Here is a 15738-nt window from a genome sequence, read left to right on the forward strand (position 1 = left end):
TTCTTTATTATAACTTATCTAGCAAACTATGAATATCTTTTTACCCATTTATAGTAGTTGCTACTATTTTCTTTTTCTTTCTAACTCGATAAACAACATAGCCAATAATGCCTAACACCAATACAATATTTCCAGCAATGGCTGCGAGTAATAATCTATTCATCGGCTGAGATACGATTGTCGTGTCTTTATCATTTAAGGATTTAGCGACTGTTGGTTTAATCGTAAATGATTTTTTTAAAGTCCAATCCATTTTTTCTTGACGCGTTTCATCTAAATCATTGGTCCGACCAGTGACTTTACCAACGTATTCATAATCACCTGGTTCTAATTTATTTCCATTCAAAAACGTCGGAAATTCAATAATGGAATTAGGTGCTAATTGCATTTTTTCTTTTTTAAATTCATAAGTTGGCTTCTTATCACCTTTTTTATAAATACTAACAGCAACTGTCATATCATTTAAATAAGCGCTTTGTGTATTTCTGATAGCTGCTGAAATACTTGTCTTCGTATTTAATTGTGTCGGAGTAATATCAGATAACTCTAAATTAGGTTTCACACTTAGAACGTCTTGTTGTTGCATTAATAAAGCCACAACATATGAAAATTTATTTTTAACCGCTGTTTGGCTAGTCAATTGCTCACTAGTAGCTTCCTTATCTTCTTCAAACGTAATACCACCCGCGATAACACCAGGAATTTTTTTATCTGGCATAGTAACAATTATCGGGACATTTTGTTGGGACTGTGGCTCTAATGTAATTGTTTGTGGTACGTTAACTTGCTTTGATAAATTTACAGGAGCAGTTTTATCTAATTTATTTTTTGTCGCATCATAATCGACTACACCATTGATATTGGTTGTCGCACTTGCCACTGATGTTTTTAATTTGACGGGCTTATCCGTACGATTTTTCAAAATAATTGTTAATTCTTGTTGTGTTCCTTGATCTAATTTCAAGTGAAAGTAACCACTATTTTTGTCGATTTGATTTTCTGGTAAGACAGGTTCAATTGAGAATCCTACTTGATTAGCAAAACCTACCTTACTACCATATAAACTTACAAAAACAACTAACGCAATCAAAAACAATCCTTTTTTTACTAACTTCATAATAATTCTCCTCAATTATATTAGACAAAATATAATTCATTAGGCTGATGTGTTTAAACACTATCAGCCTAATTATTATATTTATCTGCTAACAGTTAATTATGGTGCAGGTACCATTGACAATTTATACGTTAACGTTGACTCGTAACTAGTCTCTTTTGGATTAGCTGAACTTGGAATTGATAGTAATACAGATGATTTCATTGGATCATTACCTTTTGCTAGACCAATATTACCGTCTTTACTTTGTCCATATGCTAATGTCCAAGTTCCCATTCCTTGACCTTTATTAGCTGTCATAATCACAGTACTTTGACCAGGAATTAATTCTAAGCCACCTTGTACCATTTCATCTTTCACTGTTAAAGCACTAACTAAATGTGCTGGCATTGTTTTTTCTGAAAAACCTTCTTGTAACATATTTGGTGAATTTAAGTACCCATTACCTAAGAACAGTTTAGCCCCTGTTAACTCAGCTTTATCTTTTGATGTAAATTGTTCATTTTGAACAATACTTAATACCCAACCTGCATTCGTGCCACGTCTATCAGTTACTTGAACATAATTACCACGTAACTCATCACTATCTTTAAAACGTTGACCTAATGCTCCATATGTTTTTAACTTGTTGTCAATTTTTTGTTTATCAAAAGCAAAACTTGATGCATAGTCAATTGATAATAATCCACCTGCACCACTATTAGGTTCAGAACCATCTGGGTTTATTGGACGACCATCTGTATTTGGATTTTCTGGATCAACTGGTGAAACTGGTCCATCTTCAGTCGTAAATGATATTTGACCTTTCACATCATAATTATCACTCTTAGCATCTGTTGGTTCACCTGGTTTTTCTTCAGGTGTTTCAGTTGATGATTCTGCACCAATTGTAATTGCTTTTGTTAAGAAATTATCTTTATTGTAACGAATTCTAAAATTGTACTCGCCTTCGAATTCAACTTTAAATGCTACCTCAAGTGTCGCAATACCCTCTTCATTAGCTGTCACGCCAAATTTACTTGAATAACCAATTGTATCTTGCCAAGGATTATCGCCAACTTTAGTTTTAGCTACTTGATTACCTTGTTTGAATCCATGTTGTGTAATAGGTGTGTATACGCCAAATTGATACCCATCTGCTTGACTATTTGGTGCTAATCCGCTAAATGTTAAAATTGCTTTATTTTCAGCATTGATACTTGGTTTACCAACATATTCAACTGAAACAGAAGGTTTTACTGTCGGTGCCACGCCTGAACCAAAACTACCTGAAGCAAATGTTGACGTATCATACCATTTATAATTTGCACTAGGTGCTGACCATGGCTCATTTTGTGGTTCTGTACTATTAGCAGGTACTTCAAAATCTAAGACTGGCGTTGGTTTAGATAACTTAATACCTTTTTCCTCAAACGTTGTATACGTTTCTGTATCATCTAACCAATCAACCAATTGCATTAATAATTTTGCATCATCAGCTTCGCTAAAACCGTCATATGTTTTTTTAGCTGAACCGTTTTCTTCACGCATATATTTTGGTGAAGCATCTTCAACTAATGATGAATCACCGATAAACGCTGCTTTACCACTGTCACGCTTGCTAATTGCAACATAAGCACCTTCATCAATACCTCCGCCATTATAGACACCTTCATCTACTGCATGGCCCCACTTGTTACCTTTTGTTAAACCATTTGGTGTATAAATAATACCTTTTGCACGCTTTGGATCTGTAATCGCCACTGTTGAACCTGCATGTAAACCAACATCTGTTACACCTTCAGCAATTCCAAAAGCATCTTCTACAATCCATTTATGTGAATCATTAATTTTATCTAATGAGTTGTATCTAAAACGAACACCAAATGTTTCATTTAACCAGTCACTACTCTCAACGCCTTGCATTGCCTCTGAATTTTTCTCAGCTTCTGACATACCTTTTGTCATATCAGTAAATGCACCACGACGGTATCCGTTAAACGCTTCGCTAGAATCAATACGGTTTTTATTACGGTCAGCATTATAGTGGTCACCTACATATAAAACTGATCCTCCTTGTGACACGTAATCAGCAATTGCTTGTTGCTCACTGACTTTATAAGGAATATTTGCTTCTGGAATAACAAAAACATCATAACCCTGTAAATCAGCTAATGTAATCGGTGTCAATTGACGTAATTCCTTTACGTAATAACCATCTTTACCTAATGCATCAGCAAAATCAGAGAACGCTCCATCAATGACCCAATCAGCAGCTCCTGCTGTTTGTCCGTGTGTATTATCGAACAATACTTTTTTTCCATTAACTTTGCTTGGAGTAGCTTGTACTTCAGGTGCTGGATCTAGTGCTGATTCTGCATTAACTGATGTTGCTGTTAAAGTCATAAAGCTTACCGCTGCTAAGACTAAACTAGAGCGTAACATTAATTTTTTCATTCTATTTTATTTCCTCTCATTTTTGGCTATCAGTTTTTACTGATACATTCATTATAGGTAGTCAACGTTTGTTATCTGTAATATTAAAGTAAATATTGTGAAAAAATAATTGTTAAATTCAATTACTTTGAATATTAGTATAAAAAACCATAAAAGATAATTAAATAACTAATTAAATTAATATTGATTTTTTTAAAAAAATAATTATATTGATATACCTAACTTACAATTATCATTTAACTAATATTTGTCCAATTAACTTTTAAGTTGCAGATAATAACCAAGCTATTTTATTAACTAGTAGTCTATATTATTATTAAAAAATAACATTTTCACTTAAACGAACATTTATCCAATAATTTATTATTTTAGTTTGCTTATAATTCAAAAAAAATATTATTTTTAATAATTTTACCCCTTTTTTTACAAAAAAATATAGATGCTAATTAATCTAGTAAACTATATCAAAAAAATAGTAATAATTATAAAACAAAAAGACCAACTAATACCCTCCATTTACTAAAATATTCAAACTTTCTTTTTAAAAGCTTAATAATCATATCGCTTTCATTATGATAGTTTAAGAACCGTTTTATATTATTGTTCAGCTAATTATATAGCTACTAGAAAAATATTATAACATACATTATATTTTTTAATAACATTAATTTATTTTTTTAATTTTTATTTAATTTACCTTTAAATAATTTTTTCTTTTTATAACGAAAGATATTTTATTTTTTTGTCGTTATTTAAAAACAAATTTGTCTTTATCATCACTGTTTCCTTATATCAACTAACTTCTATAGTCATAAAAAATATATTATGTCTATGACTTTTATAATTATAATTATAAATAAAAAAACAAACACTTATTTAAACTGTGTTTGTTTTTTTCAACTATTAAAATGTAAAATCAGGTGTTAATTCACCAGAATATGGTTCATGCTCAACAAAAATGGTGATATCACTTCCTTTTTTATCTTTTCCTTGACGCTTGTAAGTAAATCTTTGATCATTTAATTCACTTAATTCTAGTACTGCACCGTATTTATTCTCACCAATTGATACATGTGCTCGAATTTTATTGTCGTCTAAAACATCAAAATAGCCGAAATCACCTTTTGTTTCACCAGTTTCTTTATCATAGAATTCATATTTATTTGTTATCGGATCAAATTTTGCTAAGCTAATAAACATCGCATTTTCTTTTGTGACGTCGTTACCATTTTCATCAGTAACTTTTGTACCATTCCATAGAGTACTACCTAAAATATCAATGCCTGGCACTTCTTTATTAATTGTACCAGTCGAATGTTCTAATTTTTCGCGTCCATTTGTAAAGGCTAATTCGGTATCATTATATGGAATGTGTTCGACGAATACCTCAATTTCTTTACCGTCTTTATCTTTACCCATACGCTTATAAGTAAATACTTTCTCTGTCATCTCTGTTAAATCAACAATGGCTTGATAGTTTTTAGTTTTAGAAATTAATACACGTTTATCACCATCATTAGTAATAAAAAAGGTCCCTTCATCACCACGAGTTTCACCAGTTTCTTTATCATAAAATTCATAGTAACCTGTTGCTTGATCATATTTCGCTAAACCAATAAATTCCGCATTTTCTACTGTTAAATCATTATTATCTTTATCGTAGACTTTAGTCCCTTGCCAATTTGTTGCCGATAATAGTTGAGTGTATTTTTTCCCCTTACTATTATGCTCATCTTCCTTAATTGATACTTCAGTAGTTGAACTTTGACTAGAACTCTCTTGTTTGCTCTGACTATCAGTATCTGTTGCTCCACAACCTGTTAGTAAAATAGCAAATGTGGCAAACATAAATTTACTTATGATTTTCTTATTTTTCATATCCTACATCTCCTCAATATCTTTTGATAGTCTAACTATAACAAGTAACTATAAACTCAAACTGGACAAAAAATGAACAAATTATAAACTATCCAAAAAAACACGTTAATTTTTGACTATTAAAAATAGCTACATTACACTACAGTTATAGTTACTTTTTAATGAAGGAGTTTATATGACAATCAAAAAACGAATCATTTTATCTTATTTTAGTGGTATCTTGATTACTTTATCTTCCTTGATGTTAATTACGGCTCTTATCACCTACATGACATTGGGTCGTGTACCATCTATTCAAGAAGTTTATAAAGTGCTAACTACTCAGCGCTCCTTATCAATAGAGGAACGCGATAGTTATGCTGAATTAAATTATTTTGTACAGAAGTCACCAGATTTTTTTAACGTACCACTGAAAGTTGACATTATCAAAAACATTCATGAGATTGAAGATAGAGGCCTAGATGTCGTTATTCGAAAAAATAATGAGTTTATTTATTTCTCTAATAGCTTAGTAAAAAAATCCTTAGAAGTACACTCACCAGATTATGAACTGCTAAACTTTGAACCGATTGGTACATTAGATAACGCTGGTCGTTTGTTTCATTATGTTAAACACGATTTTCAACATTTAGATGGCTCAAAAGGCAGTATCATTATTTTAAAACGAGAAAGTAATTTCTTTGAATTCTTCTATCGACAAGGAATTTGGCTAGTTATTGGAATTATCTTATTCTCCATCAGCTTAGCACTTTACATTAATATTCGTTTAAAACAAACTATTATTCAACCGTTAGAACGTTTAGAGAAAGCAACTCATTTTGTCCCATCCACTTATTTAACAAATGAGGATATTAAAAGCGTCGTTCAAGCTGATACTGCTAAAGAAATTAAACAATTGCAGAAAAGTTTTTATAAAATGTGGCAAAATATGAAAAAAAATGCTGAGCTACAAAAACAATACGATACTAATCGTCAAGAATTAATTTCAAATATTTCGCATGATTTAAAAACGCCAATTACCTCAATTATTGGCTATGTTGAAGGTCTTAAAGATGGGATTGCCACAACGGAAGAAAAACGACAACTTTACTTAGAAACAATTCACAATAAAGCATTAAATTTAAATGATTTAATTGAAACCTTATTTTTATATTCTAAATTAGAATTAGACAATGCTATTATTCAGCAAGAAACTATTTGTTTAAATCAATTTATTTCTGATCTCATCGTTGATTATTCTTTAGATACCTTAATTGATTGGCACTATTCATTACCAGTCGACTCTCTAGATATCAAAAGTGATCCTCAACAGTTAAACAGGGTATTTTCTAATCTGATTGAAAACAGTACTAAATTTAGAGATCCAAAAAAGGGAAAGTTGTCTTTAACTCTTGAATTGAGTAAACATGAATCATTTGCTGTAATAAATTTATCAGATAACGGGATTGGTATGTCGGAAGAAGAGCTTCCTTTTATTTTTGACCGCTTCTATCGAGCTGATAAATCCCGTTCTACATTAGTTAAAGGCTCCGGTCTAGGATTGAATATTGTCCAAAGCATTATGCTCCATCATAATGGACAGATATCGATTACTAGCAAAAAAAATATTGGAACAAGTGTCAAATTAAGTTTTCCACTGATTAAGGAGGATAAAAATGTCGAAACATATTTTAATTATTGAGGACGACCCTAGTATTGCAAACTTGCAACGCGATTACTTAGAAATAAATGGTTATACTGTCACTATTGAACATAACGGACACGAAGGATTGCATCTTGCGCTGACAATCGACTTTTCGTTAGTAATCGTCGATATTATGTTGCCAACAATGGATGGATTTGACATTTGTAAAGCCATTAGGCGTGTCAAGCAAACACCTATTATTATTGTATCTGCTAAAAGAGAAGACATTGATAAAATCCGTGGATTAGGTCTAGGAGCAGATGACTATGTCATTAAACCATTTAGCCCTAGTGAATTAGTTGCCAGAGTAAATGCGCATATTTCGCGTTACAAAACATTATTAAATGAGCATAGCGAAAAAGATGTTAGTCAAATTGGCCTAATAACCATTGATCACTTAGCACATAAAGTAACCACCAAAGGATCTGATATTAATTTAACTAATAAAGAATTCTCTTTACTTAGTTTTTTAGCTACCCACCCAAACCGAGTCTGGCACAAAGAAGCATTATTCGAAGCTGTCTGGGGGTTTGATGTATTAGATACAGATGTTTCTACCGTAGTTGTTCATATTAAACGAATTCGTGAAAAATTAAAAAAAGCCGGTATTATTGATTTCCCAATCGAAACAGTCTGGGGCAGTGGATACCGATTAACTAATTGACATTGGATACTCAAATCGATACTACTTTATAGAGCATATCCGTTACTTTTTTATGAACAAAAAAGACCTAGAAATTGTCATTTTCTAGGTCTTCATTATAGTTACTTTTACTCTTACTAAATAATGATTGATAAAAATCAAACATCTTCTACATCAATTTATTTACTTACTTTTCTCTCCGTAAATCGCGTTCATAATTACTTTCATTCGAACGACTGACACGACGCATCCGGCCTTTAATTGGCATATTTTGTAGCGTGTTTAATACCATCGGGCCTTTACCATTTAAGATTTCCACGAATGTCGAAATATCCATCAAATCAATAACCCCAATATCATCAGCTGTCATACCATCAATTTGGCATAGCGCTCCAACAATATCTCCTGGTCGCATTTTGGTTTTTTTACCCGCATTGATATGAATCTTCATAATATCTTTATTAAAATCAATACCTTTTTCTTTTCTAATTTTCGGTTTTTGATTTTGCTTTTGACCAAAGGCGATTTTATTTTGTTCAACCATCTGTTGACTTGGAATAGAAACTTCTTCAATCAAACGATTTTGAGCTGTTAAAATTGCATCAAATGACTGGCGATCATGATGATTGACTAACGTTATCGCTTTTCCACTATTTTCAAAACGCGCTGTACGTCCAATTCGATGAACGTAAGTTTCAGGGTTATCAGGAACATCATAATTGACCACTAATTTAATATCTGCGACATCAATCCCACGAGCCGCAACATCTGTTGCAACTAAGAAATTAAAATAGCCACGTTTAAATTCTTGAATAACTTCTGTCCGATCTTTTTGTTCCATACCGCCATGCAACATCTGAATCGCCATACCTAAGTGTTTTAACTCACGCGTCACCGCTTCAACCATGATTTTAGTATTACAAAAAATAATACTACTATCCGGATTTTCAGCAACCATCAGTTTTTTCAATGTATTTAATTTTTGATCGTCTTTATCAACCGTAACAAATTGTTGCAGAATTCTTTTTTGTGTTGTATTGGTTGATTGAATCTCAATCAATTGAGGATTTTTCAAATAACGTTCAGCCAAACGTTTAATTTCCGGTGGCATAGTTGCCGAGAATAAAGCCATTTGGCGTTTTTTAGGTAATTTTTTTAAAATTTGCTCAATTTGTTCCACAAATCCCATCGCAAACATTTCATCGGCTTCATCAATAATCACGGTTTGAATTTTGCTTAAATCAATAGTCCCTCGCATCATATGATCAAACAAACGACCCGGTGTCGCAACAACAACATGTGTCCGTTGTTTTAAATTTTTGACTTGTGATTGATACGAACTTTTTCCAAATAAACACTCTACCTTAAGACGTTTATAGCGACCAATATTAAAAATTTCTTCTTTAATTTGTAATGCTAATTCTCGTGTAGGAGTTAAAACTAGTACTTGTGGTGCACGTTCTTCCCATTCAACTAATTCACATATCGGAATACCAAACGCCCCTGTTTTCCCACTACCAGTTTGTGACTTTACAATCACATCTGTTCCTTCCAAAATTAATGGAACAACTTTCTTTTGTACATCAGTTGGTTCAGTGTAATTCAATACATCTAGGGCTTTAATAATTGTCTCATCCAAACCAAAATGTGTAAATTTATTCATATTCATTTAAAACATCCTTCTATTTAAACAGGTTAATCTATTAGGCTTTAACTTGTTTACCTTTATTTTTTCAGCTCCCATAGTTTAACACGTTTTATTCCTGATGACACTTAAAATAAATTAAAAGACTTAGTCCTCTCATAATTACGGTAACTAAGTCCTTTTCTGGCTAACTATTTCATTCAGTAGTATTATATGACTAACTAAGAAAAAGTAATTGTTAGTTTTGCGTCTGGAGCGATACTGTTAATTAATGTTTGATAAAATTCAGTAGTCGATTCTTTTAATAGCTCATCATATTTTTTTATGTAGGTCTCTTGGGCTTTACTATCTAAAATTTTATTAATCATCTCACTTTCATCAATATCTGGTGTCATCCAACTAAGAATCCCACCGTCGTCAACAATTACCTTAAATTTTGTATTACTATGACCGATAAACATAAACTTAGGCACCTTTACTTCATAGGTATCCGTCCCTGTTTTATTAATTTTTACTTGTTTACCATCAATGCCTAACTTCATATCAAATTCGGCTTTCATATACTTATGCTTATTTGTCCCAAAAATATCCGCATCAAATACCTGTAAATTTTTTTCAACGCCGTAAATATCTGAAATTCCCAAATTAACAAGGACTATTTGTTTTTCTTTGGTTAGAGTCTTAATCACTTGGGTTTCTTCTGAGTGCTCACGACTTTTAAATACATCTTGTTTACCAATGAAAATACCAATCCCAATTAAACCAATAATTAGTATAAGGCTCCCTATCAATTTAAATGGGATATTTTTGAACTTTTTCATACAATCTTTCCTTTCGTTATGTTAAAAAGACAAGAATCAACTCTATAATTAAAATAAAACCACACGTCACGTCAGCTAACGGACGCGTGGTTCTTTAACAACTTAATTTTTTAATGCTTTAATAAATTTTGGTGGGACTTTCGATTTAAATTCCATCTGTTTACCTGTCGTTGGATGAGTAAATGCCAGTGTGGTCGCATGTAATCCTAGCCGTTTAATCGGATTTGTACGTGCACCGTATTTCTTGTCACCGACAACTGGGTGCCCAAGTTCTTCCATATGCACACGAATTTGGTTTTTTCTACCTGTATCTAAGCGCACTTCTAATAGACTAAATTCTTTTGTCCCACGAATTTTTTTATAATGAGTAATCGCTTTTTTTCCACCATATTTATCAGACGAATGGAAATGCATTTTAAAGGCTTTACTTTCAGTTAACCAAGAAGTAATCGTACCAGATTCTTTTGTCACACTTCCTTCAACCAGTGCCGTATACATTCTTTCTTCTACAGTTTCTTTCCATGTATCTTGTAGCAAGTGCTTCACTTGCTCGTTCTTAGCGAATAACATAACTCCAGACGTATCGCGATCTAAGCGATGGACAATATAAACACGGTTATTTGGATTATCTTGTTTAACATAATTCATTAATTGACTATGAGCAGTTACTTCATAACGATTATTATTGGCAATCGATAAAATACCTGACTCTTTTTCAATCACTAAGATGACATCATCTTCGTAAATAACTTGTACACCAATCAATGCATGCTCTTTGATTGCTGTTTGATTGTCTTGAATTGTTACATGCTGACCGACTTTTAAGACATGGTTATGTTTGGTTACAACTTGACCATCAACTGATACTTGTCCTCTAGTTAAAATGGATTTCACCGAATTACGACTGTGATGTGTCAGTGTGTCACGTAAAAATGGCAATAATTCTCCTGCTACTTTCACTTCGTAATCCATTGGTCGATTTTTTTGATTCACTTTAGTAATTTTTTTTGATTGTTTCTTCATTATTATCACGACTCTTTTCTTCCCAATATCAGATGACTCAATATATACTCGTCATCTTTTCTGTCATTTTTTACTTTACCACATTTTTGAAAAAAAGCCTAAATAATCTGGTCAGTACAGTCCTAATTTTAAATCAGTCAAAAAACAACCTATTTTATTAATCTTCAATAATAGATCAATTATTTCCCAATCACTGTGTACCCATCAAATAATTAAAATCTCACTATCACCTTTAACAGTGATAGTGAGATTATTTATCTAAAGATTAAGTTCATCGCCAACTTGCATCACATAACCCATACCTTTTGGTAACTTAGCAACGAATTCTTCTGGATTTTGTTTGATGACTGGAAATGTATTGTAATGAATAGGAACGACTGTTTTAGCTTGGATTTTTTGACTAGCCTTAACTGCATCATCAGGCCCCATCGTAAAGTTATCCCCGATTGGTAAAAAGGCCACATCAATTGTAAAGTCATCATTTAGTAACGCTAAATCACTAAAATACGCTGTATCTCCCGCATGATAGATTGTCTTACCATCAATTTGCAAAACAAAACCTGCCGGCTCTCCCATGTAAACCATCTGACCATCTATCTCATAACCTGAACTATGTTGTGCAAAAACCATTTTTACTCGTCCAAAAGGAAAGTCAAATGCTCCACCAATATTTAATGAATGGACGGTATCAACTCCTTGAGTTATTGCATAATGTGTAAGCTCTGGAATTGCAATGACAGTTGCCTGATTGTTTTTAGCGATTTCTACCATATCACCAATATGATCACCATGACCATGTGTAATTAAAAGATAATCTGCTTGAACATCACTTGATATCAAATCAGTCAGTTCATTTCCTGTAATAAATGGATCAATGATTATCCTTGTGCCATCATCTGTTGTTATCATAACGACTGAATGTCCGTGGTACGTTAATTTCATGAAAAAAACCTCCCATTTCATTAGTTCCTTATAGTAACAGTTTACCTCATTTTGTATATTCTCTCAAAAATAACCTATTTTAATAGTACACTTCATCTAAAAACAGACCATGGGAAGGGACTGTTTCACCAGCATCCACCCGATTTTTTGTCTGAAAGACGTGGTCAATGGTAGTTACTGATTTAGCACCTGTGCCAATTTCCAATAATGTTCCCACAATAATTCGCACCATATTATACAAGAATCCGTCACCGACAAATGTAATATGTAGCATATCTCTTTCTTGCTCGATAGCTAATTCTTTAATTGTTCGAACTGTTGATTTTTTCGTTTTTTTAAGTGATGAAAAACCTTGAAAATCATGTTCACCAATTAATCTCTCACAAGCTTCTTGCATCTTACCAAAATCTAGTTCATGGGGATAATAAAAACTATAGAAGCGGTTAAAAGCAGTTGGTACTGGACTATTCCAAACATAGTAACTGTACTGCTTTCCAGTTGCATGATATCTTGCATGAAACCGTTCAGATGCCTCAGAAACCTGCTTAATGATAATATCTTGAGGTAAATAGCGATTTAAAAAATCACGCATCTCTAAAAGTGATAGAGTCGATTCTGTTTTAAAATTGGCAACCTGCCCTTTCGCGTGGGCACCAGCATCAGTCCGACCTGAACCAACGATTTCGACAGGAACACCAGTCATTTGTTCTAAGACACTCTCAATTTTTCCTTGAATCGTTTTATCTGAATCTCCAAGTCGTTGCCAACCTAGATATTTTTTACCATCGTATTCAATTGTTAATTTTATATTTCTCATAGTAGTAGCATTGCTCCAATTTTCTAGTTATGCATCAGTCTGACTTAATGATAAATTTGTATGAAAGCCGACTTTATTCCAATATCTATCATAACAAAAAAACGAAGTGAATTATATACTTCTATCATTAAGTTGTCATATATGAAATAGTGTACATTAAATTCCATAATCAAAATAGGCAGATATATTACCAAAATACCGGTCAATTAGCTCATCGTTTTGTGATGAAAGCAATTGTGATATTTCAATTAGTGTAGACACATTTTCTAACGTATTTTTAGCGATTATGACATACCCCTCACTTAAATGACCTGTTGGGACAGTGAAGCTTATCGCTCCAGCAATATTAATCACTCGAATAAAACCTTTATAGGCTTTTTGCTGAATCATCTGAGTATTATAATCAAAGTGACCAAAAATAGAATCACCTACTCCCTCTACATCAACTGGCCCTTCTTTTGAGATGACGATATCATATGTATTTAGTAATAAAGTAAGTTTTTCAATTAATTTTTCCCTTGACAAATGGTACTTGTTCGATAGATCTATTCGTTGGATATAGTAGTGTTTCGGAAATTGTTGAAGAATAGAGTGTTTTATTGTTTCATCTAAACCAATTCTTAGTTCTATTTTTGATACTTCATCCATTAACGGGAATTCATTATTTAAAACCTTAATAATATGTGTCAAATTTCTAGATAGCAATCCGATAGAAGGACTAAACAATATTCCATCTGTTGATTTTTTTAAGATAATTTCTTGATAATCTGATTTTCCTAACTCTGGATGAATCATACCATACAAATTCAAACTGATTGCTGGTGCTAGGACTGATCCACCACCATCTGTTCCGATACCTAAATCATTTATTCCTAAAAAAACATTCAATGCTGTTCCACTTGACGAACCTGTCATAACCCTACCAGTTATAGGATTAATTAAGTCTAAATCAATTGCCCGACCAGAATGACTCGATTTGTCAATTGTATGACAAATATAACCAATATTAGTTAAACGCTCAATAAATTCCGGTGATACCTTAGCAACGTCCTTTATTCCTAAATAATATCCTGAAGATTCTGATATATGGTCAATATTATTCGGAAAAACTTTTGTAACAGACCGATATCTATTATCTATTGCTAAAAATGTTTTCTTGGCATATTCTTGTATCCTCTTAGTCAATTTATTACCTCCAAAAAAGCTTGGATTATTAAATCCAAGCTTCAGATTGAAGACAAACCAGTTGCTCATAAAGGGTAATTGGTTTGTTTTTTTGTATCTTATCATTATTTTTGATAAAATTCCCAAAATAGATAAAAAAATAGAGCCCTTCAGGTCTCTTAATTTAAGCATTTTTGCTAATTTTTTAATGTTAAGGCATGCGAAAGTGAGCCCAATTTTCATGTGCATTTTTTCTTTCCCAATTAAATTAGTGTAACGTAAGCCATGAAATTCTTTTGCCGTTCCAAATAATCGCTCAATTGTTTGTTTTCGATTATTATATATAGCTTTCATTCCAAGGGAATGACGTATGTCTTCACAACGTTCCATATCATTTTCCCATAAATGTCGTTGAATTAATTTCCTCTTTTCTTTTGACTCAGTACAATAGGCAATCAAAGGGCATTGACTACAATCAGACGTATTACTTTTGTATTCACGATATCCGTCTCTGTTAGTTGTTGTATAGCTTAAAATTTTCACATTAGGGCAGATATATTGATCGTAGTATTCATCGTAAACATAATCATGTTTTTTATAAAATCCTTTTTTGGTCATAGGTCTTTTATATGGAAAAATAGGTGTTAAATTATTTTGAAATAATAAATGGGCTATACCAGGTGTTTTGTATCCAGCGTCCATTACTAATTTATCTAAGGTAAAGTGACTTTGTAATTTATTATAGATATCGATGAATGTCCGACTATCATGTTGATTACCAGGATGAGTTGTATATCCTAAAACCCAACCATTCTTGTCACATGCTACTTGTGCAGCATAAGCAAAAACCTGTTTATGCTCTCCTTTATGGAACCAACCACTCTCATCATCTGTTTTACTAATTTTTTTATGTTTTACCTGATTTTCACTTTCCTCTCTTCTTTTTAAGGGCTTTTTTAATCTTTTTTCTCTATCTATTTCAACTTCTTTTTGTAGTGATTCCACATAAAAAAGAGTTTCTTCAGTAACTTCGTTACTTTCATATTTTTTATTATTTGCATGTGCTTTTATATGAGTACCATCAATAAATACTTCAGAAGTATCCACTAATTCAGCTTCAATACACTGTTCTAATATGCCGTAAAATATTTGTTCAAAGATATCTGTACCACGAAATCTTCTAGAATAATTTTTGCCAAAGGTTGAGAAGTGAGGAACAGCATCTTCGATATCCAAACCTAAAAACCAGCGATAAGCCATGTTAACCTCAACATCTTTAATAGTTTGTCTCATACTTTTTATACCATAAAGATACTGAATCAACGGAAGTTTAATTAATAGAACCGGATCTATACTAGGGCGGCCATTTGATTCATCGTATTTATCTTCAACTAACTTATAAATAAAATTAAAATCTACATATTTATCAATATCTCTTAATAGATGTTCCTTGGGAACTAAATCTTCTAGAGAATAAAAACCAATTTGATTACGTTTGCTCATATCTTGTTTTTTTAGCATGGAAGCAACTCCTTTTCTCTATTTTACCAAGAAAAAAAGACAAAGTA

The 15738-nt window shown here is 32.3% G+C and carries 11 protein-coding genes and 1 pseudogene; 2 read left to right on the forward strand and 10 right to left on the reverse strand.

Translation table 11 applies throughout. The annotated features are described in order from the left end of the window. Positions 1-40: 40 nt before the first annotated feature. The 3 genes from BW732_RS03455 to BW732_RS03465 form a co-directional block, all read right to left on the reverse strand. Complete coding sequence (locus BW732_RS03455) at positions 41-1117, reverse strand: WxLIP family cell surface protein (protein ID WP_077275480.1); 1077 nt, start codon at positions 1115-1117, stop codon at positions 41-43. 99 nt (positions 1118-1216) lie between these two features. Next, positions 1217-3553: a WxL domain-containing protein gene (locus tag BW732_RS03460; protein WP_077275481.1), complete on the reverse strand. Its 2337-nt coding sequence runs from the start codon at positions 3551-3553 to the stop codon at positions 1217-1219. A 903-nt stretch (positions 3554-4456) separates the two neighbouring features. After that, positions 4457-5431, reverse strand: a complete 975-nt coding sequence (locus tag BW732_RS03465; protein ID WP_077275482.1) for a DUF4822 domain-containing protein — start codon at positions 5429-5431, stop codon at positions 4457-4459. Positions 5432-5606: 175 nt separating this feature from the next. Here BW732_RS03465 and BW732_RS03470 point away from each other — a divergent pair, with 175 nt between their 5' ends. Beyond that, a complete protein-coding gene (locus tag BW732_RS03470; protein WP_077275483.1) occupies positions 5607-7112 on the forward strand; it encodes a sensor histidine kinase in 1506 nt (501 codons plus the stop codon). Further along, positions 7087-7779 (forward strand): response regulator transcription factor, encoded by a 693-nt coding sequence (locus tag BW732_RS03475; RefSeq protein WP_077275484.1) that lies wholly within the window; start codon positions 7087-7089, stop codon positions 7777-7779. Before BW732_RS03470 ends, BW732_RS03475 begins: the two co-directional genes overlap by 26 nt. Positions 7780-7945: 166 nt before the next feature. Here BW732_RS03475 and BW732_RS03480 read toward each other — a convergent pair whose 3' ends face one another. From BW732_RS03480 to BW732_RS11550, 7 genes and pseudogenes are all read right to left on the reverse strand, one after another. Then, the gene (locus tag BW732_RS03480; RefSeq protein WP_077275485.1) at positions 7946-9427 is read right to left on the reverse strand and encodes a DEAD/DEAH box helicase; all 1482 of its coding nucleotides are present in this window, start codon (positions 9425-9427) and stop codon (positions 7946-7948) included. A 197-nt stretch (positions 9428-9624) separates the two neighbouring features. Continuing rightward, positions 9625-10224 carry a hypothetical protein gene (locus tag BW732_RS03485; protein WP_077275486.1) on the reverse strand — a complete coding sequence of 200 codons (600 nt, stop codon included), beginning with the start codon at positions 10222-10224 and terminating at the stop codon, positions 9625-9627. A 102-nt stretch (positions 10225-10326) separates the two neighbouring features. Continuing rightward, on the reverse strand, positions 10327-11247 hold the full coding sequence (locus tag BW732_RS03490; protein ID WP_077275487.1) for an RluA family pseudouridine synthase: 921 nt from the start codon (positions 11245-11247) through the stop codon (positions 10327-10329). A 258-nt stretch (positions 11248-11505) separates the two neighbouring features. Then, the gene (locus tag BW732_RS03495; RefSeq protein WP_077275488.1) at positions 11506-12189 is read right to left on the reverse strand and encodes a metal-dependent hydrolase; all 684 of its coding nucleotides are present in this window, start codon (positions 12187-12189) and stop codon (positions 11506-11508) included. A gap of 79 nt (positions 12190-12268) precedes the next feature. Continuing rightward, on the reverse strand, positions 12269-13006 hold the full coding sequence (gene truA / locus BW732_RS03500) for a tRNA pseudouridine(38-40) synthase TruA (protein WP_077275489.1): 738 nt from the start codon (positions 13004-13006) through the stop codon (positions 12269-12271). Between the two features lie 156 nt (positions 13007-13162). Further along, positions 13163-14296, reverse strand: a complete 1134-nt coding sequence (locus BW732_RS11545; RefSeq protein ID WP_418369030.1) for an amidase family protein — start codon at positions 14294-14296, stop codon at positions 13163-13165. Further along, positions 14273-15691 (reverse strand): annotated as a pseudogene (locus tag BW732_RS11550) (IS1182 family transposase); the annotation flags it as partial. The pseudogene BW732_RS11550 and the gene BW732_RS11545, both read right to left, overlap by 24 nt. Positions 15692-15738: the final 47 nt, after the last annotated feature.

Source organism: Vagococcus penaei, assembly GCF_001998885.1.
Classification (GTDB): domain Bacteria; phylum Bacillota; class Bacilli; order Lactobacillales; family Vagococcaceae; genus Vagococcus; species Vagococcus penaei.

What these genes read in the sequence shown, in the direction of transcription:
- truA (WP_077275489.1), bottom strand. Translation starts at nt 13,006, where the DNA reads ATGAGAAATATAAAATTAACAATTGAATACGATGGTAAAAAATATCTA.
- BW732_RS11545 (WP_418369030.1), bottom strand. Translation starts at nt 14,296, where the DNA reads ATGATAAGATACAAAAAAACAAACCAATTACCCTTTATGAGCAACTGG.
- BW732_RS03485 (WP_077275486.1), bottom strand. Translation starts at nt 10,224, where the DNA reads ATGAAAAAGTTCAAAAATATCCCATTTAAATTGATAGGGAGCCTTATA.
- BW732_RS03495 (WP_077275488.1), bottom strand. Translation starts at nt 12,189, where the DNA reads ATGAAATTAACGTACCACGGACATTCAGTCGTTATGATAACAACAGAT.
- BW732_RS03470 (WP_077275483.1), top strand. Translation starts at nt 5,607, where the DNA reads ATGACAATCAAAAAACGAATCATTTTATCTTATTTTAGTGGTATCTTG.
- BW732_RS03475 (WP_077275484.1), top strand. Translation starts at nt 7,087, where the DNA reads ATGTCGAAACATATTTTAATTATTGAGGACGACCCTAGTATTGCAAAC.
- BW732_RS03490 (WP_077275487.1), bottom strand. Translation starts at nt 11,247, where the DNA reads ATGAAGAAACAATCAAAAAAAATTACTAAAGTGAATCAAAAAAATCGA.
- BW732_RS03465 (WP_077275482.1), bottom strand. Translation starts at nt 5,431, where the DNA reads ATGAAAAATAAGAAAATCATAAGTAAATTTATGTTTGCCACATTTGCT.
- BW732_RS03460 (WP_077275481.1), bottom strand. Translation starts at nt 3,553, where the DNA reads ATGAAAAAATTAATGTTACGCTCTAGTTTAGTCTTAGCAGCGGTAAGC.
- BW732_RS03455 (WP_077275480.1), bottom strand. Translation starts at nt 1,117, where the DNA reads ATGAAGTTAGTAAAAAAAGGATTGTTTTTGATTGCGTTAGTTGTTTTT.
- BW732_RS03480 (WP_077275485.1), bottom strand. Translation starts at nt 9,427, where the DNA reads ATGAATATGAATAAATTTACACATTTTGGTTTGGATGAGACAATTATT.